The following is a 23,403-nucleotide window of genomic DNA, read 5'->3' on the forward strand; positions in this document are numbered from 1 at the left end:
GGAAGTACCAGGTTAGTTAGTTGTATCCATCCCGAAGGTGTTCGGTTAGTTTAAGCCACTAAAAAGGGGATGCATTATGGACGAATACTCACCCAAAAGACATGATATAGCACAGCTTAAATTTCTTTGCGAAACCCTGTATCATGACTGTCTTGCAAACCTTGAAGAAAGCAACCATGGCTGGGTTAATGACCCGACCTCAGCAGTCAACCTGCAGCTCAATGAGCTGATAGAGCATATTGCAACTTTCGCGCTTAATTATAAAATTAAGTACAATGAAGACAATAAATTGATTGCGCAGATAGATGAATACCTGGACGACACCTTTATGTTGTTCAGCAGCTATGGTATTAATACGCAGGATTTGCAAAAATGGCGTAAATCGGGCAACCGCCTGTTCCGTTGTTTCGTCAACGCCACCAGGGCTAATCCTGTTAGTTTGTCTTGTTAAAAATTATTACAATCATAGGTAGAATTTATGTCTGATAAACCATTAACTAAAACTGATTATTTGATGCGTTTACGGCGCTGTCAGACAATTGACACTCTGGAGCGCGTCATTGAGAAAAATAAATATGAATTGTCCGACAATGAGCTGGCTGTATTTTACTCAGCTGCGGATCACCGTCTTGCAGAATTGACGATGAACAAACTCTACGACAAGATCCCCTCTTCAGTATGGAAATTCATTCGTTAATCACGCTACATTACTTTTTAGAGAACACGCAGGTGTTATCTGCCTCCTCGTTCTGGCTAATAACACAACGGGCTATTATAGAACAGTGATATAGATCACATACCAATAGCAGGGAACGTTCCCTCTAATACTCTATTATTGCTTCTATTGCGATAATATCCATCAAGGGGAGCGCGCGATGAGTGACGAAAAACAAAAAATGATCGCTGGGGCACTGTATTGCCCGACCGATGAAACTTTATGCCAGGATCGACTGCGGGCGCGTCAACTCATCCATCAATACAATTATACTACGCCTGATGAAATAAATAAGCGTCAGGCGATTTTACGCGACCTGTTGGGTCGATGCGAAGACGCCTATATTGAACCTTCCTTCCGTTGCGACTACGGCTATAATATTTTTCTTGGTCACTCCTTTTACGCTAACTTCGACTGCGTCATGCTTGATGTTTGCCCAATTCATATTGGCGATAATTGTATGCTCGCGCCAGGGGTACATATCTATACCGCCACGCACCCGCTGGACGCCGTCGAACGCAACAGCGGCAGAGAATTAGGTAAACCCGTCACTATCGGAAATAACGTCTGGATAGGCGGACGAGCCGTCGTTAATCCTGGCGTAACCATCGGCGATAACGTCGTCGTCGCTTCAGGCGCTGTGGTGACAAAAAACGTACCGCCAGACGTCGTGGTAGGCGGAAATCCGGCGCGAATCATTAAAAAATTGTAGTCAAAATGATAACTGTTATGCTAATTCGTGGTTAATCTGTTACTTTTTTCACGTTACACCTCCCTTTAAAATGGGCTGTTACTACCCCCTATGTCGCAGAAATCATGAAGGCAAAAGATGACAGAGATACAGCGCCTGCTTAGCGAAACTATTGATGACTTAAACGTCCGTGAAAAACGCGATAACAGGCCGCGTTTTAGTATCAGTTTTATCCGCAAGCATCCTGGGTTATTTATCGCGATGTATGCAGCCTGGTTTGCGACGCTGGCGGTCATGCTGCAATCAGAAACGCTGGTGGGGTCAGTGTGGCTGTTAGTGGTGTTATTTATCGCATTTAATGGCTTCTTCTTTTTCGACATCGCCCCGCGTTATCACTATAACGACATCGATGTGCTGGACCTCCGGGTCTGTTACAACGGCGAATGGTACAACACCCGCTTTGTTCCCCCCACGCTCATTGAGACGATTCTTCAGTCTCCACAGGTGGATAATGAACATAAAGTCCAGCTGCAAAAAATGGTTGCCCGTAAGGGCGAACTTTCCTTCTACGATATTTTTACGCTGGCCCGCGCAGAAGCCAGTCGGTAATAAAAAAGTGCGCACCCTCCCTGGTACGCACTGCTTTCCCTGAACCGTTGGTTTTTTAACGTCTTTTTTTACGCCCCTGAACCGCCTTAAAACGCGGATTTGTTTTACAAATCACGTATAAGCGTCCTTTGCGTTTGACTATCTGGCAATCCGGATGCCGTTGTTTTGCATTGCGAAGTGAGTTTAACACCTGCATTTCATTTACCCCCTTTTAGCGCCGATAAAATGACCAAAACGTTTCTGGAAGCGTGCGGCGCTACTTTCGCTATCAAACGTTTTCTGTCTACCGGTATAAAAAGGATGCGATTTTGATGACACATCAATAGTGACATACGGATATGTCACGCCGTCCAGTTCGATTTCACGTTCAGTTTTGATAGTTGATCCCACTTTCACATATTCATTTGCGCTGGTGTCGTGAAATACGACGGTGCGGTATACAGGATGAATATCAGGTTTCATTGCGCCCTCTCAATTATGTTATAACATAACAATAAAATACGCTATCAACGCTCCTTTTTCAACCGGTAAACATTCACGATCTCTTCCTGGCGGCAAAAGCAACGTGGCGTAACGCGTTAGTCTGGCCCCTGTATCTGTAAAATCGATAAAATAGCTTTATCATTCGAGGGCGCGATTTACGATCGGATATACTTTCTCTACGCTGTGTTTATAAGGACATCACTGTGACAACACGACATCTGGTCAGCCTGGTAACGGGAGTGCTTATCCTGTCTGTCCTTTTCCCGATAGGATTGAGCCTGTGGCTGGCGCACCGTCAAGTTGAAAAAAGGTTTAACGAAGAGCTGGATATCTTCTCGTCCCGGGTGGCGCTACGTACAGAAAGGGTCAGTGACCAGGCAAAAGCCGCGTTAACGCATATTGCCTCCTTTAAAGGCGAGCCCTGCAGCAGCGCCCATTTACTCGCCATGCGCCGCGTGTCTTATAGCTTTCGGTATGTCCAGGAAGTTCTGTATCTTAAAAATTCGATTCCCGTTTGTTCCTCACTTGAAAAAGAGAGCCATATTCCCGCTTTCCCTCCGCCCATGAAAATCACTCGCGACGGTTATCGCGCCTGGTTTACGGCGCAAAACGATCTGGGTATAAAACGCTATATGGCGGCACTCGGGAGCGACAGCTATATCGTGATGATCGACCCGGCATCCTTTATCGATGTGATTCCGTTTGGCGCATGGCCGATTAACGTCGCTATTATTGGCCGGGAACGCAATACTGTGGTTGCCAGCAGCGGTAACCTTGACCCCGCTATTCTTCCGCTCATTCACCATGAGACGCCCCTGCGGCTGGAAAACCGAGGCATTCAGTATGCTATTCACCCCTTTCCGGAAATGGGCATCACTATCGTAAGCTGGGCACCGACCGCTCCGCTGGAAAGGAGCTGGTATCGACAGGCGTTTATCTGGCTACCGGCGGGCATCGTAACGGGTCTGCTGGCCGCGGCCTTTATTCTGCGTATTTTGCGTCGGCTACAGTCGCCCCGCCACCGTCTCCAGGATGCGATAGACAATCGCGAAATTAACGTACACTATCAGCCTATTGTCTCCCTGAGCAGCGGAAAAATTGTCGGTGCCGAAGCCTTAGCTCGCTGGCAACAGGCGGACGGCACCTTCCTTTCGCCGGAAATTTTTATCGCGCTGGCTGAACAAACCGGGCTCACGGAGCCGCTAACCCGGCTAATCATCGAAACCGTTTTTGAAGACATGGGGAGTTGGTTAAAGTCCCATCCCGAACAACATATTTCAATCAATCTTGAGGCATCCGATCTGGCGTCGGAAACGTTGCCGACGCTGTTAAGCACGCTGCTGAACCGTAGCCAAATTTCTCCGTCGCAAATCGCGCTTGAGTTAACGGAACGCGAGTTCGCCGATCCGAAAACCAGCGCGCCAATTGTCGCCAGATACCGTAACGCGGGACATTCAATTTATATTGATGACTTTGGCACCGGCTATTCCAGCCTCAGCTACTTACAAAATCTGGATGTGGATGTCCTTAAAATTGATAAATCTTTTGTCGATGCGCTGGAATATAAAAACGTCACGCCGCATATTATTGAAATGGCGAAAACGCTCAAACTCAAGATGGTCGCAGAAGGCATCGAAACGACCAGGCAAGAACAGTGGCTACGCCAGCATGGCGTACATTATGGTCAGGGCTGGTTATACAGTAAGCCCCTACCCGCTACGGCATTTATTCTTTGGGCGGAACAGCGGCTATAACGTCGCACAGCAGAAAAGAACAGTATGGAGAGGCACAAATGGGTGGGGGCCCTGCCAGCTACATCCCGGCACACGCGTCATCTGCCTTGGCTGCTTCCTTCCGGACCTGACCTGGTAAACAGAGTAGCGTTGCGGGAGAACCAACAGAGCCCCCATTGAGAGCGTTGTGAACCAACGCGCAGGCGCATTATCACTGCTATATCGTGCAATTGCAACCCATCAGGCATCGGATGCTGGTTTCTTGCGCATCCGGGCTTTCCTCCCCCCTTATTCCAGATTATCCTGAAGCATTAACGCAGGATTCTATTATGGATATTCAGGACACATTTCCTCAACGCGTCTGGCAAATCGTCGCTTCGATCCCGGAAGGATTTGTCACGACCTACGGTGATGTCGCCCGGCTTGCCGGTTCGCCTCGGGCGGCGCGTCAGGTAGGCGGAGTTTTAAAACGTCTGCCGGAAGGCAGCACTTTACCATGGCATCGGGTGGTGAACCGCCACGGCGCAATATCACTTACCGGGCCGGATCTACAGCGGCAACGTCAGGCATTACTGACGGAAGGCGTGGTGGTGTCGGGAAGCGGACAAATCGATTTACAACGCTATCGCTGGGTGTATTAACCCTCTCCGTAACGGAGAGGGTTGGCGCAGGATTAATACTGGGTAGGCGCAGGAACGGCAGAAGACGGATTGACCTGGGTCGGCGAAGTCGATGGAACCGTCGTCGTCGCACCACCGCTGGCCTGCACAGGCACCGCCGTTTGCTGTACCGGTACCAGCGTCAGATCCGCTTTAGTGCCGCCATTGTTAATCACCGGTTTCACGCTATCGGTAATAAATACCAGCTTATTGTCAACGGTGATGGCCGCGCTCAGGAGAATACGCGCGTTAGGTTGAATATCTGATGGGTTAAACGGCAACACAAAACTGAAAGGCGCCTGTTTACCTTCGGTACGTACCGCTTTTTGCGACAGCACCTTAGACGGCGCATCAGCCAGCGAAGCATCTGAAAGCGTCACGGTCAGCACCGCATCTGGCGGCAGAGCGACCTTCTGGCGGATCCAGACGGTACCGGAAACATTGGGTTGCTGAATAGTAGACTGGTTAGCTGTAATCGACATGTTAGGGTTTGGCGCAGGCGTCTGGATATCAGCGCTTTTATCAGCGCAGGCCGCCAGAGATATCGCAACCGCTAAACCACTTACGATGTGCACGAGTTTCATTCAATTCTCCTTATCATCAATGCACCAGCAGGCCTTTCCCCCCGCCGGAAGAGTGGTTAACAGAAACATAACGTGATTAAGTGTGGCACATGTCACTCATTTTTGCCTGGAATTGGTCTGTTATTCAGACTTTTGTACCCATCGGACCACTTGCAAAATTGCGTTATACTCTGCCCTACCTCGCTTCGGCATCGTTGTCACCTGGAGAGTATGTATGAGTCAGACACTGAATAATTTGCTGACATTATTGAATCTGGAAAAAATTGAAGAAGGACTCTTTCGGGGCCAAAGTGAAGACTTAGGGCTGCGCCAGGTATTTGGCGGTCAGGTGGTGGGCCAGGCGCTCTATGCCGCCAAAGAAACGGTGCCGGAAGCGCGACTAGTGCATTCATTCCACAGTTATTTTCTGCGGCCAGGCGACAGCCAAAAACCCATTATCTATGACGTAGAAGTGCTGCGCGATGGGAACAGCTTCAGCGCCCGCCGCGTTGCCGCAATTCAGAACGGGAAACCCATCTTTTATATGACCGCCTCATTCCAGGCGCCGGAACCGGGTTTTGAACATCAAAAAACCATGCCGACGGCAGTCGGGCCGGAAGGACTACCGTCAGAAACGGAAATCGCGCAATCGCTGGCGCATTTACTGCCGCCGATTCTGAAAGAAAAGTTTCTCTGCGATCGCCCGCTGGAAATTCGTCCCGTCGAATTTCACAATCCGTTGAAAGGTCACGTCGCCGCGCCTGTGCGTCAGGTATGGATTCGCGCCAACGGCACCGTTCCGGATGACATTCGCGTCCATCAATATTTACTGGGATATGCCTCGGATCTGAATTTCCTTCCCGTCGCGCTTCAGCCTCACGGCATCGGTTTTCTGGAAAAGGGCATTCAGATCGCCACTATCGATCACTCTATGTGGTTCCATCGCCCGTTCAATTTTAATGAATGGCTACTTTATAGCGTAGAGAGCACTTCCGCCTCCAGCGCCCGGGGCTTTGTTCGCGGCGAGTTTTATACTCAGGATGGCGCGCTGGTCGCTTCAACCGTGCAGGAAGGGGTAATGCGTAATCACAATTAAAAAACATGCCGCTATGCGGCGTTAATGGCCTGATGACGCTGCGCTTATCCGGCCTACGGTAAACTGGATAAGCGCAGCGCCATCAGGCATGTTGCGCAATCACGCGTTATACGCATTCTCGCCGTGACTGTTCACATCCAGCCCCTCGCGCTCCTGCTCTTCCGGTACACGCAGTCCAACAAGGATATCCGCCAGTTTGTAACCAACAAACGCGACAACGCCGGACCAGACGACCGTAATAGCAATACTTTCCAGCTGTACCATCACCTGATGTCCCATCGTAACGCCGTCGACAAAGCCAACGCCGCCCAGCGAACTGGCGGCAAAAACGCCGGTCAGGATACAGCCGATTATTCCGCAAACGCCGTGAACGCCAAATACGTCGCACGGATCATCTACCCGTAACAGACGTTTAAGCATGGTGACTCCCCACAATCCCGCCAGCCCCGCAATAACGCCGATAACCAACGCGCCGCCAACGCCAACATAGCCACAGGCTGGCGTCACGCCGACCAGACCGGCAATCGCGCCGGAACACGCTCCCAGCAGGGAAGGCTTACCGCGTAGCGTCCACTCGCCGATAATCCACCCCAGAATCGCGGCGGCGGTCGCCACCACGGTGTTCACAAAGGCCAGCGCTGCTATCTCGTTTGCGCTACCCGCAGAACCCGCGTTAAATCCAAACCAGCCGATATACAGAATCGCAGTACCGGTAAAGACCATCGGCAGGTTATGGGGTTTAAATGCTTCTTTCCCAAAGCCGACGCGTTTGCCAATTAAATAAGCCCCCACCAACCCGGCGATAGCGGCGTTAATATGCACCACCGTACCACCGGCAAAATCCAGCGCGCCGTGAGCAGCCAGCAGGCCGCCGCCCCACACCATGTGCGCAATCGGGATATAAGAGAGCGTGAACCACACCACGACAAAAATCAGTACCGCCGAAAAACGAATACGCTCCGCCAGCGCGCCGACAATCAGCCCGACGGTAATACAGGCGAAAGATCCCTGAAACGCGACATGAATATACTGATAAATCGTCCCCGTTACCGCCGTCAACGCGATATTCTTCAACATCGCCCCATCGACATTACCGAAAAAATGATTCCCTTCGCCAAAAGCCAGCGAATAGCCGTACACCACCCATAAAATACAGACCAGCGCAAAGGTGACGGTCACTTGCGTTAACATTGACAGCACGTTCTTAGCGCGAATTAATCCGCCGTAAAACAGCGCGATACCCGGTATCGTCATGAACAGCACCAGCGCGGTGCAAATCATCATAAAAGCACTATCCGCTTTATCGGCAACCGCCGGCGCGGCTATCGTTAGCCCAGGCAGCAGCGCCAGTGAAGCCAGTGTGGTTTTTATCATCGCTATCTTCATTTTTTCATTTCCTGTTGCTGTGTGGCGGGTCTTACAGCGCTGCTTCGTCAGCTTCGCCGGTACGAATCCGAATAACGCGCATGAGCTCCGCGACGAAAATTTTGCCGTCGCCAATTTTTCCGGTGTAAGCCGCTTTACTGATGATATCGATCACCTCTTCCAGTTGGTCGTCGGCGATAGCCACATCAATTTTGACCTTCGGCAGGAAATTCACGCTGTACTCCGCGCCGCGATACAGTTCGGCGTGTCCTTTCTGACGGCCAAACCCTTTCACTTCGGTGACGGTCAGTCCCTGAATGCCAATGGAAGAAAGCGCCTCCCGCACGTCCTCCAGCTTGAACGGTTTGATAATCACGGTAACCAGCTTCATAGAACCCTCCAGTCAGAATTAGGTAACGGCTGCCGCCGCGCATGGACTCTTCAGAATGGATATTGCAAAGGATGTGCCAGAAGCTGGCGAGCGAGGAAAAGCGCAGTTAGCGGCGCGTCTTTATATTGACGCGCCCCAAAATCGAAGCAGGGAAAGAAAAACGCACCACGACGGTGCATGATGGGCGAGGCTTTGCCCTGTGGTGCCAAACCTTATGCCGCAGGGCCGGGTTCTTCGTGTACGCTGGCGGCTAACTCCTCGCCAACTAACTGTAATTGATACATTTGCCAGTAGCGCCCTTGCGCCGCCAGCAATTGTTGATGCGTCCCGCGCTCCACCGCCTGGCCGCGATGGAGAACCAGAATGGTATCCGCCTCCACGATTGTCGATAGCCGATGGGCAATAACCACCAGCGTGGTGCGCTCGCGAATCGCCGCCAGCGCCTGCTGTATCGCCTGCTCAGTGCCGGAATCGATGCTGGCCGTCGCTTCATCAAGAATTAATATTTGCGGGGCGTCAACCAGCACGCGCGCCAGCGCCAATAGCTGTTTTTGCCCGACGGACAGCGTATTTCCCTGCTCGCCGAGATGCGTATGCAGCCCGTCGCTCAGGCCGCGCGCCAGATCTGCCAGTTGTACCGTTTCCAGCGCCTGCCACACCTGCGCCTCGGAGACATCGCGCCCCAGCGTCACATTAGCCAGAAAGGTATCCGCCATCACTACCGGGTCCTGTTGAACCATCGCCACGCCCTGGCGTAAAACGCGATGATTAAGAGAGGAGATCTCTCGCCCATCCAGCCGAATTTCGCCTTGTGTCAGGGGGTAATACCCCATTAATAAGCTGGCGAGCGTGCTCTTCCCGCTGCCGGTGTGCCCCACCAGCGCCACAAAGCTACGGGACGGTACTGATAGCGTAATGTCCTGTAAAACAAGATTATCGTCGCGGTAAGCAAACGACAGATGATCAATATCAATCGCCCCGCTTTGTAACGGCCTGTCGTCGCTGCCATAGCGCTGGCGCGGGCGATCCATCAGTTCAAAAACACGCTCTCCCGCCACAACCGCCTGCTGTAGCATGGATTGCTGGGTGGTCAGTTCAATGAGCGGCTCGTTCAGACGTGACAAATAGCTAATGAACGCATACAGCACCCCGACCTCAATCGTGCCGGCAGACGTAAAGCTGAAAAGCATCAACAGACCGCACAAAATGAGCGCAGAAAAGAGGCTAAGCAGCGGACGCAATAAAAAGCCGTCTAAGCGTAACGTCTGCATCCGCGCCATGTAGTGCGAGCGGCTGGCCTCGCCCATGCGCTCGCCGAAGCGCGCCTGCTGGCGAAACTGCTGGATTACGCTCATCCCATTGATGATTTCGTTAAAGCCGTCGTTAATATCCGCCAGGTATGCCCGCACGCGGCGTACAATCGGCGTGCTGTAGCGCTGATAAATGATCATCACGGTCAATACCGCCGGAAAAATCAAAATCGCCACCAGCGCCATCCGCCAGTCAAGGCTGAACATAGCGACCAGCATGGCGCCGATCAACGCCGCGCTACGTAATACCGTTGCGACGACCGTGACGTACAGATCGCGGATGACTTCCGTATCGTTGGTCACACGTGAAATTAATTGTCCGACAGGCTGCGTGTCGAAGGCGCTTAGCGGCTGGCGCAAGGCGGCATCCATGACGTCCGTGCGCAAGGACTGAACCACGCCAACGGCCGCCCGGTTAAATAATAAAGACTGGGCGTAATGCAGACCCGCCGCCAGAAATTGTAGCCCCACATAGGCGGCCGCCAGCCCCGCGACCTTGCCCAACGGTAAATGGTGGCGGGCCACCATGTTATCAATGAAATAGCTGATCAGCAGCGGACCGCTAACCTCCGCCGCTGCCGCAATCCACAGCATAATCACCGCGACAGAGAGCGGTTTTCGCCATGGCGAGCCATACGCCAGCAACCGTTTCAGCGTCGGCCATAGCTGTCCAAAACTACGCATTCGCCGCCTCCTCGCCGCGTTCCGGCGCGTCATCCAGCGCGGCCTCCAGTTGCTGATAGCGATACATATCGCGATACCAGCCAATCTGCTGCGCCAGTTGATCGTGATCGCCGCGCTGAACAACATGACCATGTTGCATAACGATAATTTCATTGGCGTCGGTCAGCGCGGATAAACGATGCGCGCTGATGATGACCGTACGCCCTTCGCCCCACTGGCGCAAATTATGCAAAATCCGATGCTCCGTGCGGCCATCTACTGCAGAAAGCGCATCATCAAGAAGCAGAATTTCCGCATTTAACAGTAGCGCTCTGGCAATCGAGATACGCTGTTTTTGCCCTCCCGATAACATGACGCCACGTTCACCTACCTGCGTGTCGTAGCCCTGAGGCAAACGGAGAATATCTTCATGTACGCTGGCTAAACGCGCCACCTGTTCAATCTCCTCCTGAGTCGCCTCCGGGCGTCCGAGCGCAATATTATTGGCAATAGAGTCCGAGAACAAAAACGGCGTCTGGCTGACGACCGCCAGTCGGCTACGCCAGCTATCCAGCTGCAGATGCGTCAACGGCACGTCATGGAAACGGATCTCTCCCTGCGTCACATCAAAATGGCGCTGGATAAGCGACAATATTGTGCTTTTCCCCGCGCCGGTCGGACCGCATATCCCCAGCATCTGACCCGGTTTAAGACGAAAGTTCACATTCTCCAGCGCCGGATGCGTCGTTTGCGGATAGCAAAACTCACGAATGGCCGCCGTCAGTTCGCCACGCCCCGCCGGGACCGGCTCTTCGCCATCCTTAACTACCGGCGCTTCCGCCAGCATGGCGCGGATGCGGCTGTATGCGGCGCTACCCCGCTCCACGATATTAAACATCCAGGCCAGCGCCAGCATCGGCCAAATCATCAACCCCAGATACATCATAAAGCTGGTGAGTTCGCCCAGCGTCAGGCTGCCGTTAACCACCATCCAGCTTCCGCCGCTAATCGCGAGCAGGTTCGCCATGCCAATGGCGATGTAAATGGTTGGATCAAAACGCGCGTCAATACGCGCCACGCGCATATTTTTCTTGCCGGTATCTTCGGCATCCGCCGCAAACAGCGAAGACTGGCGATCCTCCAGACCAAACGCTTTGATCATGCGGATGCTGGTCAGACTCTCCTGCGTGCGATCGTTCAGGCTGGAGAAGGCGGCCTGCGCCAGTTTGAAATAATCATGCAGCCGATCGCCGTAACGTTTGATCATCAGCGCCATAATCGGCATCGGCAACAGCGCTAATAGCGTTAGCTGCCAGCTAATTTGCGTCGACATGACAATCAGTACCGCGCAGCCCATTACCAGCGAGTCAACCAGCGTCAGAACGCCCTCGCCCGCTGCAAATACGACGCGATCCACATCATTCGTCGCACGCGCGATAAGATCGCCCGTCCGATGGCGCTGATAAAATTCGGGATGCTGACGACTCAGCTGGCGATAATAATCTTCACGCAGTTCGACGGCTAATTGATAAGAAGCGCCAAACAGCAGCACGCGCCAGACATAGCGCAACAAATAGACCACTACGGCGATCAGGGCAATGGTGCCAATCCACATCGCTATTCGGCCTGGAGTAAAATGCTGTGCGGTTACGCCATCCACGACAATCCCCACCACTTTGGGCGGGATCAGCTGAAGCATCGCAATAAGCATAAGCAGGGCCACCGCGCCAAGATAGCGACGCCATTCCCGGCGAAAGTACCAGCTTAATTGAGCAAATAATCGCACGCGTTATTTCCTGATATGATTTCCGGCAATACCGGGAGAATTATTCAATGGGCAGAGAGGTGGTGTACTTAATCTGTTCCATCGCAAAACTGGAGGTGACGTCTGACAGTCCTGGGACGCTATTGACCAGACGTTTATAGAAGTCGTCATACCGCTTCATGTCGGCCACCTGAACTCGCATCAGATAGTCGTATTCCCCCGCCATCCGCCAGAAGCCAAGCACTTCCGGCATCTCAGAGACGACGGTCACGAACCGACAGTACCATTCACTGCTGTGGTGCTGCGTTTTTATCAACACAAAAGCGGTTAACCCCAGCCCCAGTTTTTCCGGGTCCAGCAGCGCGACCCTGCCAAGCAGGATACCGTCATCTTCCAGGCGTTTAAGCCGCTTCCAGCAAGGCGTTGTCGTCAGATTAACGGCATCCGCCAGCGCCTGCAAAGAGAGGGTACAGTCCTGCTGCAATAAGCAAAGCAGTTTACGGTCAATTTTATCTAACATACCCACTCCATAGAGAATATTTTTCTCCTTACATTGTAATTTAAAGGTCAAATAGCAACAATTTTTTCCGTACTTTTCGCTACTCTTGGCACAAAATGATAAATGGATATTAATGATGAGTAGCAATTGGGTTAAAAATGCCATTAATGAAATTAACGCTGACCACCAGCGCTCGGCGGATACGCATCTTATTCGTTTGCCCCTGTCGGCATTTCCAGGTATCCAGCTTTACCTGAAAGATGAAAGCACGCATCCCACCGGTAGCCTCAAGCATCGCCTGGCGCGCTCGCTGTTCCTTTATGGGCTGTGCAATGGCTGGATTAAAGAAGGCACTCCGATTATTGAAGCGTCATCAGGCTCAACAGCGATTTCCGAAGCCTGGTTCGCGCGTTTACTGGGACTGCCGTTCATCGCCGTCATGCCCGCCTGTACCGCAAAACGTAAAATCGAACAGATTCAATTTTACGGCGGCCACTGTCATTTTGTGGAGAGCGCCTGCGAAATTTATGCCGCCTCCGAGCGGCTGGCACATGAACTGAACGGTCACTATATGGACCAGTTTACCTACGCAGAACGAGCTACCGACTGGCGGGGCAACAATAATATTGCCGACAGTATTTTCCGCCAGATGCGCAACGAACCCCATCCAGTACCGCGATTTATCGTCATGAGCGCCGGAACGGGCGGAACCTCTGCGACGATTGGGCGCTATATTCGCTGCCAGGGCTATGATACTCAGCTCATGGTGGTGGATCCGGAAAATTCCGTCTTTTTACCTTACTGGCAGGATCGCGACGCTTCATTACGCAGCCCGGTGGGCAGTAAAATTGAAGGAATTGGTCGTCCGCGAGTAGAGCCTTCTTTTATTCCGGATGTCGTGGATGAGATGCTGCGCGTGCCGGACGCCGCCAGCGTTGCCACCGCACACTGGCTGGAAACGCAGCTAGGCCGTAAAGTCGGCGCCTCTACCGGCACGAATATGTGGGGAGCGCTGCAGCTTGCGGCCCGGATGCGCGAGGCTGGAGAAACCGGCGCTATCGTGACGTTATTGTGCGATAGCGGCGATCGCTATCTGGATACCTATTACCATCCGTCCTGGGTTAGCGACCATATCGGCGATTTGACGCCGTGGTCAGCGGCCATCGCAAAATTACTTACCGGCGACTAGAAACAAAAAAAAGCCAGACTGAATGTCTGGCTTGCTGGAAGAGATCTCTCATTCGGGGGAATAAGGTAGATGCGGATTGTCCAGCCAATGCGTCAAAAAGTGTGATACCGCTTGATTACCACAATGTCCGATAACCGAAAGGTGTGGCAGCGCGGCGATAAGCTGCGGCATGGCATTGCCCATAATGAGCCCCCGCCCGACGCTGCCCAGCATTTCCCGATCGTTCATCGCGTCGCCAAACGCCATGCAATCTGCCAGTGAAAGCCCTAAATGGTTGCTCAATACCGCCAGCGCCGATCCTTTATTGCACCCCAGCGGTAGCACTTCCAGGCAGTCGACGGCAGAGAAACAGAGGTGCGCGCGTTCTTCCAGCGCCTCATTGAGCTGAATGCGCAAACGGATCAGATCGTCATGATCGCCGCAAAAACAGATCTTCGTCACCTGATGGGCCGGAATACTTTTTATATCGATAACCTGATAACGAAAGCCGCTGTAGACGTGCGCCTGGAGTAGCGCGGGGATCTCCTGGCCTGTAAACCAGCCGTTGTCATTAAACACATGCATACTGGCTCGGGTATCCCAGGCATGGTGCATCACCGTATCGGCAACCTGAGGATCGAGATCCTGACGATGCAGCACGTCGCCTTCCAGCGAGTGAATTCGCGTCCCGTTACCGGTAATAAGATAAGCATCCAGTGAAAGCGTCCCCAGAATATGCCGCATCTCCAGCACATGACGACCCGTAGCGAATGTCAGGGTGATATCGCGTTCGCGCAGACGCGCCAGCGTGGCGATCGTTTCTCTACCCAAATGGTGCTCGGGCATTAATAACGTGCCATCCATATCAAATGCTGCCAGACGGGCCATCTCTTTCTCCACACTGTGACGCGGTTAACTTGTTGTTCAGTATTACCTGAGATATACGGAAGTAATAGTGAACAGATAAAAGGAAGTGTTCCGGGTTTCTATGAGGCTACTGAATCGGCTTAATCAATATCAACGCCTCTGGCAGCCTTCCGCCGGGGAAACGCAACATGTCACCGTTAGCGAACTGGCCGAGCGCTGTTTTTGTAGCGAACGCCATCTGCGAACGCTGCTGCGTCAGGCCCAGCAGGCAGGTTGGCTAAGATGGGAGGCGCAGTCCGGGCGCGGGAAACGTGGACAGCTCCAGTTTCTGGTCACGCCGGAATCGCTCCGCACCGCCATGATGGAGCAGGCTCTGGAAAAAGGGCAGCAGCTCAACGTACTGGAACTGGCGCAGCTGGCGCCTGGCGAGTTACGGGCGATGCTCCAGCCTTTTATGGGCGGCCAATGGCAAAACGATACGCCGACATTGCGTATTCCCTACTATCGTCCGCTTGATCCGCTGCAGCCGGGTTTTCTGCCAGGACGCGCGGAACAGCATCTCGCAGGGCAAGTTTTTTCCGGGTTAACGCGCTTCGACCGCGACAGTCAATATCCTTGCGGGGATTTGGCGCATCACTGGGAGGTTTCCGCCGACGGTTTACGCTGGGATTTTTATATTCGCTCCACGCTGCACTGGCATAATGGCGATGCGGTGGATACCGCGCAGCTACACAAACGCCTGGAAAGGCTGCTTACCCTACCCGCGCTAAGCAAATTGTTTATTAGCGTCGCACGGATCGAAGTAACGCATCCTCAGTGCCTGACCTTTCTCCTTCACCGACCTGATTACTGGCTGGCGCATCGTCTGGCGAGCTATTGTAGCGGTCTGGCGCATCCTGACCTGCCGCTTATCGGCACCGGTCCTTTTCGCCTGGCGTTGTTCACGCCGGAACTGGTGCGTCTGGAAAGTCATGACCATTATCACCTCAGCCATCCGCTGCTGAAAGCGATTGAATTCTGGATCACCCCGCAACTGTTTGCCCAGGATCTGGGCACCAGTTGCCGCCATCCGGTGCAGATTGCCATCGGCAAACCGGAAGAGCTGGCGACGCTGAGTCAGGTAAGTAGTGGTATCAGCCTGGGCTTTTGTTATTTAACCCTCAAAAAGGGCTCACGGCTCAACGTACAGCAGGCGCGGCGTCTGATACATATTATCCATCATACTTCGCTGCTGAAAACCTTACCGGTAGATGAGAACTTGATTATGCCAAGTCAGGGGCTGCTACCCGGCTGGACAATCCCGCAATGGCAGGACGTTGATGAAACCCCATTGCCGAAAAAACTTACCCTGGCGTATCACCTTCCTGTAGAGCTGCATACGATGGCGGAACAGCTTCGACATTACCTGGCGACGCTCGGCTGTGAGTTAACGTTGATTTTTCATAATGCCAAAAACTGGGATAACTGCCCTGCGTTGACGCAAGCGGATCTGATGATGGGCGACAGGCTGATCGGCGAAGCGCCGGAATATACGCTGGAGCAGTGGCTACGTTGCGATCAGATCTGGCCGCATGTCCTGGACGCGCCTGCGTTTTCCCATCTGCAGGCTACGCTTGACGCTCTGCAAATTCAGCCCAATGAAAAAGATCGCCGCGCCGCGCTACAACAAGTTTTTGCCAACCTGATGGATGATGCCACACTTACGCCGCTGTTTAATTATCACTATCGCATCAGCGCCCCTCCGGGCGTTAACGGCGTTCGGCTCACCCCTCGCGGCTGGTTTGAATTTAGCGAAGCCTGGCTTCCGCCGCCTTCGCCGTGAAGAAGCTGGTCGGGATTATCCGTACGCGTTACCATATTGGCTTTCGTCATTGATCAGGATAACTATGAAACGCGCCGTTGTTGTATTTAGTGGAGGTCAGGACTCCACCACTTGTCTGGCGCAAGCGCGGCATCAGTATGATGAAGTGCATTGTGTCACGTTTGATTATGGTCAGCGCCACCGCGCAGAGATTGATGTCGCGCGCGCACTGGCGTTAAAACTTGGCGCACGCGCGCATAAAGTGCTGGATGTCACTTTGCTGAACGAACTGGCGGTCAGCAGCCTGACGCGGGATAGCATTCCGGTGCCGGACTATGAACCGAACGCTGACGGTATCCCCAATACTTTCGTACCGGGACGCAATATTCTCTTTCTGACGCTGGCGGCGATTTACGCTTATCAGGTCAAAGCCGAGGCGGTGATCACTGGCGTTTGCGAGACCGATTTTTCCGGCTATCCAGACTGTCGCGATGAGTTCGTCAAAGCGCTGAATCACGCGGTGAATCTGGGCATGGCGAAAGATATCCGTTTCGAAACGCCCTTAATGTGGATTGATAAAGCTGAAACCTGGGCGCTGGCCGATTATTGGGGCCAACTGGATTTGGTTCGCGAAGAGACGCTGACCTGCTATAACGGCATTAAAGGCGATGGCTGTGGTCATTGCGCAGCCTGTAATCTGCGCGCTAACGGCCTGAATCATTATCTGTCGAATAAAGCGGCGGTGATGGCGGCAATGAAGCAAAAAACCGGGTTAAGGTGATTGTTTTGCCGGATGGCGGCGCATGCACCTTATCCGGCCTGGCGATATTGACCATGGTCAATATCGCCAGGCCGGACAAGTTCAACGCCATCAGACTGCGAAGCGTTATTGCACCATCTGTTCCAGCTTTTCACGCAATTCGCCTTCCAGCGGCAGCGCTTTTTGCGTTTTTAAATCAATACAAACAAACGTGATGAGCGCATCAGCCACCACCTGCCCTTCTGGCTCCAGCGTAATCGTCTGGCTTAATACGCCGCTTTTACCGTTAAGCTGTTGTACCTGGCTGGTCACGGTCAGTAGATCGCTCAATACCGCCGGACGACGGTAATTTATATTGATGTTTACCACCACAAAGGCAATATTGCGGGCCGTCATCCACTTAAAGCTGTCGCTGTTTTCCAGCCCATCCCAACGGGCCTCTTCCAGAAACTCCAGATAGCGGGCATTATTAACATGTTGATAAACATCAAGATGATATCCACGAACTTTGATTTGTGTTTGCATAGCGCAATAACCTTACGTTGTTGTTATAAGTAAACGACAAGTACAGAGGTCATAACTGGTATGACCTCTACAGTCTGGCAAATTTTGGCCACTGTGCAAGTGATTACAATGTTAAAACTGCCAGATTACGCTCCACCAGCGCGCTTCCCATTCCCGGCACCTGCTTTAAATCATCCACCGTTTTAAAAGGACCATACTCCTCCCGATAGCTCACAATAGCCTGCGCTTTTTTCAGCCCAACGCCGTTCATCACCCGCGCCAGATCCTCCGCAGACGCGGTATTAATGCTCACCCTGGTACCTTCATCATCGCTGGCTTTAGCAGGTAATGCCGCTTTGGCGGAGGATGAAGAAGGCGTATCCGCTTTTGTTTCCACCGCTGCATTTTTTGCGACAGGCGTCGCCGCCAGCGCGCTATGGGCCATGCCCGCGCAGGTTAAAGAAAGTGTAATAAGCAGTGCTTTAATTCCGTGTTTCATACTGTTTTCTCCTTGTTTGTTAACAGTGCAGCCACGATAGCGGGGCGGAGAAAAACGAACAAACGGCAATTCTCAGAAATGGAAAAGGCCGCGAAAGCGGCCTTTGTGGGATACAACGTTTTGCAATTTTTTGCGAAGCGCCTCGACGATTACTGCTGTTCCAGAGCGTCGCCGATTTTGATTTTCGCCTCTTTACGCAGATTGCTCATCAGCGCCTCAAAGACAATTTGCGCATTGTTCTGCGTGATGCCCTGCACCATCGCTTTTTTCTGCGCTTCCGGCATGGCGCCCGCTTTCACCTCGTCAAACGCCAGCAGAACGACGTTACCCTGCATATCGTTCGCCACGCCATAAACTGGCTTATCTTTCGTCGGAAGGCTTAACGCAAAGGCCGCCTGACTCACCGGATCCTGACTGGTACGACTTAACGTTTTAGGCTCGCCAAAACTCAGACCCGCCGCTTTCATCGCTTCCGCGCCTTTGCCCGCTTTCAGCTCGACCAGCAGTTTTTCCGCATCCAGCTTCGCCTGTTGTTCCGCTTTGTTATGCTTCACCAGGGCAGTGACCTGTTCTTTCACTTCTGCCAACGGCTTCACGGCTTCAGGTTTATGTTCGCTCACGCGCACAACAAAAGCCCGGTCGCCATCTACGGTGATAATGTCTGAATTCGGCCCCGGCGTACCGTTTTCGCCTACCAGGCCGCCATTAAAGATAGCATCGGCTACCGGTTTGAAGTTCAGCTCTTCCGGTAAGGTGTCATGACTAAACCAGCCGGTTTCAACGGCTTTTACGCCAGCGACCTGTTCAGCGCCTGCTAACGACTCATTGTCGTTGCTTGCCGCATCGCTCACCTTCTGCTGCAACGCATAGTAAGCATCCAGCGCTTTTTCTTGTTTCACTTTCGCGGCAATGTCGTCGCGAACCTCGCTTAACGGTTTCACTTTGGCAGGCTGAATATCATCCAGACGCGCCACCAGAAAACCGACAGACGACTTAATCACGCCAGATATCTGACCTTTTTCTTTTAATCCGGCGTTTTTCAGTTCCGGCACCGTGGCAGACTCTTCCAGCCAGCCCATGTCGCCGCCATTACGCGCAGAGATGATATCGGTAGATTTCTCTTTCGCCAGCGTGGCGAAATCTTCGCCCTTGTTCAGCGCATCCAGTACCGCTTTCGCATCATCTTCCGTTTTGGTCTGAATAATGCTGTAACGAATGCGCTCCGGCTGAGTAAACTGATCTACATGCTGGTCATAATAGGCCTGAATATCCGCATCGCTGACCGGCGCCTGCATCGTCGCGGCATCCAGCTTGATATAGCTTACGCGGAACTGTTCCGGCGTCATAAAGCGGACTTTATTCTGATCGTAGTAGCTGGACACTTCCTGATCGGTCACCTGCTGCTTCGCCGCCAGCGCGTTGACATCAATAACGGCTTCACGCACCACGCGCTGTTGAGAGACTAATGCCGCCAGTTCGTCGGTTTCCCCTTTCAGCATAAAATCAGTACCGGCCACGCCGTTGATCAGTTGCTGAGTGGTAAGCTGGTTACGCAGCGCCTGAGCGTACTGATCGGCGGTCATTCCCATCTGATTCACAATCGCGTTATAGCGGTTGTTGTCAAACTTACCGTCCACCTGAAAAGCGGGAGTGGCGAAAATCGCCTGCTTTACCTGCTCATCGCTGATGCCCAGTTTCAGTTCGCGGGAATATTGATCCAACAGCGCTTCATCTATCAGACGATTCAGCACCTGCTGGCGCAGGCTTTTCATATAACCTTCGTTGGCCGCCAGTTCAGAATACCTGTCGCCCAACTGCTGCTGCATACGGTTACGTTCGTTATTAAACGCATTCTCAAACTGTGCCCGGCTGATTTCCTGGCCATTCACTTTTGCGGCGTAGTTATTGCTTCCGCCAATCAGGTAACCACTAACGCCGGTCAAAATGAACGACACGATAATGATAACGAAAATAATCTTGAGCACGAGACTGTTTGCAGCCGTGCGTAAGCTGTCCATCATGGTGTAACCACACTCCGCTGTAGGTGACTTTACACTTTATCTTTCAGGCGGCTTCTCCGCTGGCTACCGAGTGATTCGCTCAGTCGCCGCGTCGACGCAACCTGAATGATTTGCGTATAGAGACTTCACGCGCATCGCATTTTCTGAACGCGGCGCACAAAAGCCTATTGTGACAAGAAACGAGGGCAATTGTCAGCCCGCAACGCACAGAAAGTCCCGAATCGCCAATAAAAAAGGCACATCAGTTGATGCGCCCTTGTACTTTGTCACATCCCCCGAGGGGATCACGCTTAGTTTACCGCGTCTTTCAGCGCTTTACCTGCACGGAAACTCGGCACTTTGGCAGCGGCGATGGTGATCTCTTTACCTGTTTGCGGGTTGCGACCAGTACGGGCAGCACGCTCTTTAACAGCAAAAGTACCAAAGCCTACCAGTGCAACGTCATCCCCTTCTTTCAGAGATTCGGTAACAGAAGCAATAATCGCATCTAACGCACGTCCAGCCGCAGCCTTAGAGATATCAGCCCCTGCAGCAATTTTTTCGATCAGTTGAGATTTATTCACTCTTCTCTTCCTCTTTATAATTTATATCGCACCTGAATCCTTCGAAGTACGACCGCGCAGCAGTTATATCAGGCCTGCCACGCCCTTACAACACCCGTTAATGGTGGCAGACCCAATCAACCATCTAAATTAGCTATACAAAAAAAGGCTGGCAAGTCCGAAATAGCCTGCCAGCCCTGTTTTTATTAGCGCTATTTGCGCGAGGTCACTATTTTGCGGTTACAACCTGCATTCCAGACGGTTCGTTTTGCAGAGCAAGCGTCAGAACTTCCTCAATGCGCTTAACCGGGTGAATATCCAGATCGGCAATCACGTTGTCCGGAATTTCCTCCAGGTCACGTTTATTTTCGAATGGAATTAAGACCGTTTTAATCCCGCCGCGATGCGCCGCCAACAGTTTTTCTTTCAGGCCGCCGATCGGCAACACCTGACCACGCAGCGTGATCTCGCCGGTCATTGCCACATCTGCGCGCACCGGATTACCGGTCAGGCAGGAAACCAGCGCGGTACACATCGCGATACCGGCGCTTGGACCGTCTTTCGGCGTTGCGCCTTCCGGCACGTGAACGTGGATATCGCGTTTTTCGTAAAAGTCCGGATTAATACCCAGTTTTTCCGCGCGCGCACGCACCACGGTCAGCGCCGCCTGAATGGATTCCTGCATCACTTCACCGAGCGAGCCGGTGTAGGTCAACTTGCCTTTGCCCGGGACGCAGGCGGTTTCGATGGTCAACAGATCTCCGCCCACTTCCGTCCACGCCAGCCCCGTCACCTGACCTACGCGGTTTTCGCTATCCGCGCGGCCATAATCAAAGCGCTGGACACCGAGGTAGTCGTGCAGATTATCACCGTTAATTTCGATATGTTTTAACGACTTATCGAGCAACAGTTGTTTAACCGCTTTGCGGCACAGTTTGGAGATTTCACGCTCCAGACTACGCACGCCCGCTTCACGCGTGTAATAGCGGATAATACCGATAATCGCGCTATCGTCGACCGTCAGTTCGCCTTTCTTCAGCGCGTTACGCTCGATCTGCTTCGGCAGCAGGTGACGTTTAGCAATATTCAGCTTCTCATCTTCGGTATAACCGGACAGACGGATCACCTCCATACGATCCAGCAGCGGCGCCGGAATGTTCATGGAGTTGGAGGTGGCGACAAACATCACATCGCTGAGATCGTAATCCACTTCCAGGTAATGATCGCTGAACGCCACGTTCTGCTCTGGATCCAGCACTTCCAGCAGTGCGGAAGCCGGATCGCCGCGCATGTCAGAAGACATTTTGTCGATCTCATCGAGCAGGAACAGTGGGTTTTTAACCCCCACTTTGGCCATTTTTTGGATCAGTTTACCCGGCATAGAGCCAATGTAAGTCCGGCGATGACCGCGGATTTCCGCTTCATCACGCACGCCGCCCAGCGCCATACGGATGTATTTACGCCCTGTTGCTTTAGCGATGGACTGGCCCAACGAGGTTTTACCTACCCCCGGCGGCCCCACCAGACACAGGATCGGCCCCTTGATTTTATTTACACGGCTTTGAACCGCGAGATACTCAAGGATGCGGTCTTTCACGCGCTCCAGACCATAATGGTCAGTATCGAGGATTTCCTGCGCCTGACGCAGGTCTTTTTTGACCTTGCTACGCGCATTCCACGGCACCTGCACCATCCAGTCGATGTAGCCGCGCACCACGGTCGCTTCCGCCGACATCGGAGACATCATTTTCAGCTTCTGCAGTTCCGCTTCCGCTTTCTCTTTCGCCTCTTTCGGCATTTTCGCCGCGTCGATCTTACGCTTCAGCGCTTCGTTTTCGTCCGGCGCGTCGTCCATCTCGCCAAGCTCTTTCTGAATCGCTTTCATTTGCTCGTTCAGATAGTACTCGCGCTGGGATTTCTCCATCTGCTTTTTCACGCGGTTGCGAATGCGTTTCTCAACCTGCAGCAGATCAATTTCAGATTCCATCATCGCCATCAGATATTCCAGACGTTCGTTAACGTCGGACATCTCCAGTACGGACTGTTTATCCGCCAGTTTCAGCGGCATATGCGCGGCGATGGTGTCAGCCAGACGTGCAGGGTCGTCAATGCTATTGAGTGACGTCAGCACTTCCGGCGGAATTTTTTTGTTCAGCTTGATGTAGCCTTCGAACTGGCTGATAGCGGTACGCACCAGCACTTCTTGTTCTCGCTCATCAATGGCTGGCGAATCAAGGTACTCCGCCTTCGCGGAGAAATGTTCGCCGTTGTCAGACAGCGCGGAAATACGCGCGCGCTGTAACCCCTCGACCAGCACTTTTACGGTGCCGTCAGGCAGTTTCAACATCTGCAAAATAGAGGCCACGGTCCCGACGGTGAAAAGATCGTTTACACCCGGCTCATCCGTTGATGCTTCCTTCTGGGCGACCAGCATGATTTTTTTATCATGGTCCATAGCCGCTTCCAGACAACGGATAGATTTTTCCCGCCCTACAAATAAGGGTATGACCATGTGCGGATAAACCACCACATCGCGCAAGGGCAATACGGGGATTTCAATGCGTTCAGAACGCTCAGGATTCATAGAGCTCTCTCTTAGTTTAGTGTCCGCCAGGTAATCAGATAGTATAGCTGTGCTCCATACCACCTATAACATGTACGTCAGTATATGGGGATGTTTCCCACACATTCAACGGCGT

At 52.6% G+C, this 23,403-nt stretch carries 24 protein-coding genes and 1 other RNA gene; 10 read left to right on the plus strand and 15 right to left on the minus strand.

The window, feature by feature from the left end; genetic code table 11:
* The first annotated feature begins 76 nt into the window (after positions 1-76).
* From tomB to ACH0WD_RS05840, 4 genes are all read left to right on the plus strand, one after another.
* Positions 77-451: an Hha toxicity modulator TomB gene (gene tomB / locus ACH0WD_RS05825; RefSeq protein ID WP_000344807.1), complete on the plus strand. Its 375-nt coding sequence runs from the start codon at positions 77-79 to the stop codon at positions 449-451.
* Between the two features lie 27 nt (positions 452-478).
* The gene (locus ACH0WD_RS05830; RefSeq protein ID WP_001280991.1) at positions 479-697 is read left to right on the plus strand and encodes an HHA domain-containing protein; all 219 of its coding nucleotides are present in this window, start codon (positions 479-481) and stop codon (positions 695-697) included.
* A gap of 178 nt (positions 698-875) precedes the next feature.
* Positions 876-1,427: a maltose O-acetyltransferase gene (maa, locus tag ACH0WD_RS05835; protein ID WP_001278793.1), complete on the plus strand. Its 552-nt coding sequence runs from the start codon at positions 876-878 to the stop codon at positions 1,425-1,427.
* Positions 1,428-1,544: 117 nt separating this feature from the next.
* Positions 1,545-2,015, plus strand: coding sequence for a YlaC family protein (locus ACH0WD_RS05840; protein ID WP_000136183.1), 471 nt, complete (start codon positions 1,545-1,547; stop codon positions 2,013-2,015).
* Between the two features lie 55 nt (positions 2,016-2,070).
* Here the strand turns inward: ACH0WD_RS05840 and ykgO are convergent, their stop codons facing one another.
* Both ykgO and ACH0WD_RS05850 read right to left on the minus strand, forming a co-directional pair.
* The gene (gene ykgO / locus ACH0WD_RS05845) at positions 2,071-2,211 is read right to left on the minus strand and encodes a type B 50S ribosomal protein L36 (protein WP_001197749.1); all 141 of its coding nucleotides are present in this window, start codon (positions 2,209-2,211) and stop codon (positions 2,071-2,073) included.
* Positions 2,212-2,216: 5 nt separating this feature from the next.
* Positions 2,217-2,477: a type B 50S ribosomal protein L31 gene (locus ACH0WD_RS05850; RefSeq protein ID WP_000801415.1), complete on the minus strand. Its 261-nt coding sequence runs from the start codon at positions 2,475-2,477 to the stop codon at positions 2,217-2,219.
* 224 nt (positions 2,478-2,701) lie between these two features.
* Here ACH0WD_RS05850 and ACH0WD_RS05855 point away from each other — a divergent pair, with 224 nt between their 5' ends.
* Positions 2,702-4,252, plus strand: coding sequence for an EAL domain-containing protein (locus ACH0WD_RS05855; protein ID WP_000213148.1), 1,551 nt, complete (start codon positions 2,702-2,704; stop codon positions 4,250-4,252).
* 49 nt (positions 4,253-4,301) lie between these two features.
* Here ACH0WD_RS05855 and ffs read toward each other — a convergent pair.
* Positions 4,302-4,398: signal recognition particle sRNA small type (ffs, locus tag ACH0WD_RS05860), an RNA gene on the minus strand.
* An 84-nt stretch (positions 4,399-4,482) separates the two neighbouring features.
* Between ffs and ACH0WD_RS05865 the strand changes: the two genes are divergently transcribed.
* Complete coding sequence (locus tag ACH0WD_RS05865) at positions 4,483-4,872, plus strand: MGMT family protein (RefSeq protein WP_000961286.1); 390 nt, start codon at positions 4,483-4,485, stop codon at positions 4,870-4,872.
* 32 nt (positions 4,873-4,904) lie between these two features.
* Here ACH0WD_RS05865 and ACH0WD_RS05870 read toward each other — a convergent pair whose 3' ends face one another.
* A complete protein-coding gene (locus tag ACH0WD_RS05870; RefSeq protein WP_000779802.1) occupies positions 4,905-5,474 on the minus strand; it encodes a YbaY family lipoprotein in 570 nt (189 codons plus the stop codon).
* Between the two features lie 214 nt (positions 5,475-5,688).
* On the opposite strand from ACH0WD_RS05870, the gene tesB reads away from it, so the two are divergent.
* Positions 5,689-6,549 carry an acyl-CoA thioesterase II gene (tesB, locus tag ACH0WD_RS05875; RefSeq protein WP_000084176.1) on the plus strand — a complete coding sequence of 287 codons (861 nt, stop codon included), beginning with the start codon at positions 5,689-5,691 and terminating at the stop codon, positions 6,547-6,549.
* Between the two features lie 99 nt (positions 6,550-6,648).
* On the opposite strand, the gene amtB is transcribed toward tesB, so the two are convergent.
* The 5 genes from amtB to decR form a co-directional block, all read right to left on the minus strand.
* Positions 6,649-7,935 (minus strand): ammonium transporter AmtB, encoded by a 1,287-nt coding sequence (gene amtB / locus ACH0WD_RS05880; protein ID WP_000684919.1) that lies wholly within the window; start codon positions 7,933-7,935, stop codon positions 6,649-6,651.
* Between the two features lie 31 nt (positions 7,936-7,966).
* A complete protein-coding gene (glnK, locus tag ACH0WD_RS05885; protein WP_000780341.1) occupies positions 7,967-8,305 on the minus strand; it encodes a P-II family nitrogen regulator in 339 nt (112 codons plus the stop codon).
* A gap of 212 nt (positions 8,306-8,517) precedes the next feature.
* Complete coding sequence (locus tag ACH0WD_RS05890) at positions 8,518-10,299, minus strand: SmdB family multidrug efflux ABC transporter permease/ATP-binding protein (protein ID WP_001256064.1); 1,782 nt, start codon at positions 10,297-10,299, stop codon at positions 8,518-8,520.
* The gene (locus ACH0WD_RS05895) at positions 10,292-12,064 is read right to left on the minus strand and encodes a SmdA family multidrug ABC transporter permease/ATP-binding protein (RefSeq protein WP_001235568.1); all 1,773 of its coding nucleotides are present in this window, start codon (positions 12,062-12,064) and stop codon (positions 10,292-10,294) included. Before ACH0WD_RS05895 ends, ACH0WD_RS05890 begins: the two co-directional genes overlap by 8 nt.
* Positions 12,065-12,104: 40 nt before the next feature.
* On the minus strand, positions 12,105-12,563 hold the full coding sequence (gene decR / locus ACH0WD_RS05900) for a DNA-binding transcriptional regulator DecR (protein WP_000884593.1): 459 nt from the start codon (positions 12,561-12,563) through the stop codon (positions 12,105-12,107).
* Positions 12,564-12,675: 112 nt separating this feature from the next.
* On the opposite strand from decR, the gene cdsH reads away from it, so the two are divergent.
* Positions 12,676-13,731: a cysteine desulfhydrase gene (gene cdsH, locus ACH0WD_RS05905; RefSeq protein WP_000987850.1), complete on the plus strand. Its 1,056-nt coding sequence runs from the start codon at positions 12,676-12,678 to the stop codon at positions 13,729-13,731.
* 48 nt (positions 13,732-13,779) lie between these two features.
* Here the strand turns inward: cdsH and cof are convergent, their stop codons facing one another.
* Positions 13,780-14,598 carry an HMP-PP phosphatase gene (cof, locus tag ACH0WD_RS05910; RefSeq protein ID WP_000113042.1) on the minus strand — a complete coding sequence of 273 codons (819 nt, stop codon included), beginning with the start codon at positions 14,596-14,598 and terminating at the stop codon, positions 13,780-13,782.
* 100 nt (positions 14,599-14,698) lie between these two features.
* On the opposite strand from cof, the gene ACH0WD_RS05915 reads away from it, so the two are divergent.
* A complete protein-coding gene (locus ACH0WD_RS05915) occupies positions 14,699-16,399 on the plus strand; it encodes an SgrR family transcriptional regulator (RefSeq protein WP_001238156.1) in 1,701 nt (566 codons plus the stop codon).
* Positions 16,400-16,463: 64 nt separating this feature from the next.
* On the plus strand, positions 16,464-17,159 hold the full coding sequence (gene queC, locus ACH0WD_RS05920; RefSeq protein ID WP_000817201.1) for a 7-cyano-7-deazaguanine synthase QueC: 696 nt from the start codon (positions 16,464-16,466) through the stop codon (positions 17,157-17,159).
* 105 nt (positions 17,160-17,264) lie between these two features.
* On the opposite strand, the gene ACH0WD_RS05925 is transcribed toward queC, so the two are convergent.
* The 5 genes from ACH0WD_RS05925 to lon form a co-directional block, all read right to left on the minus strand.
* On the minus strand, positions 17,265-17,663 hold the full coding sequence (locus tag ACH0WD_RS05925; RefSeq protein WP_001194527.1) for a YbgC/FadM family acyl-CoA thioesterase: 399 nt from the start codon (positions 17,661-17,663) through the stop codon (positions 17,265-17,267).
* Positions 17,664-17,766: 103 nt separating this feature from the next.
* Complete coding sequence (locus ACH0WD_RS05930; protein WP_000680322.1) at positions 17,767-18,141, minus strand: helix-hairpin-helix domain-containing protein; 375 nt, start codon at positions 18,139-18,141, stop codon at positions 17,767-17,769.
* Between the two features lie 149 nt (positions 18,142-18,290).
* On the minus strand, positions 18,291-20,162 hold the full coding sequence (gene ppiD, locus ACH0WD_RS05935) for a peptidylprolyl isomerase (protein WP_000969432.1): 1,872 nt from the start codon (positions 20,160-20,162) through the stop codon (positions 18,291-18,293).
* A 290-nt stretch (positions 20,163-20,452) separates the two neighbouring features.
* Entirely contained in the window at positions 20,453-20,743 is a 291-nt protein-coding gene (hupB, locus tag ACH0WD_RS05940) for a nucleoid-associated protein HU-beta (RefSeq protein ID WP_254888479.1), read from the minus strand.
* Between the two features lie 190 nt (positions 20,744-20,933).
* Complete coding sequence (gene lon, locus ACH0WD_RS05945; RefSeq protein WP_001067723.1) at positions 20,934-23,288, minus strand: endopeptidase La; 2,355 nt, start codon at positions 23,286-23,288, stop codon at positions 20,934-20,936.
* Between the last annotated feature and the right edge of the window lie 115 nt (positions 23,289-23,403).

It is taken from the genome of Salmonella sp. 2020_1395 (assembly GCF_043848115.1).
GTDB classification, from domain to species: Bacteria; Pseudomonadota; Gammaproteobacteria; order Enterobacterales; family Enterobacteriaceae; genus Salmonella; species Salmonella enterica.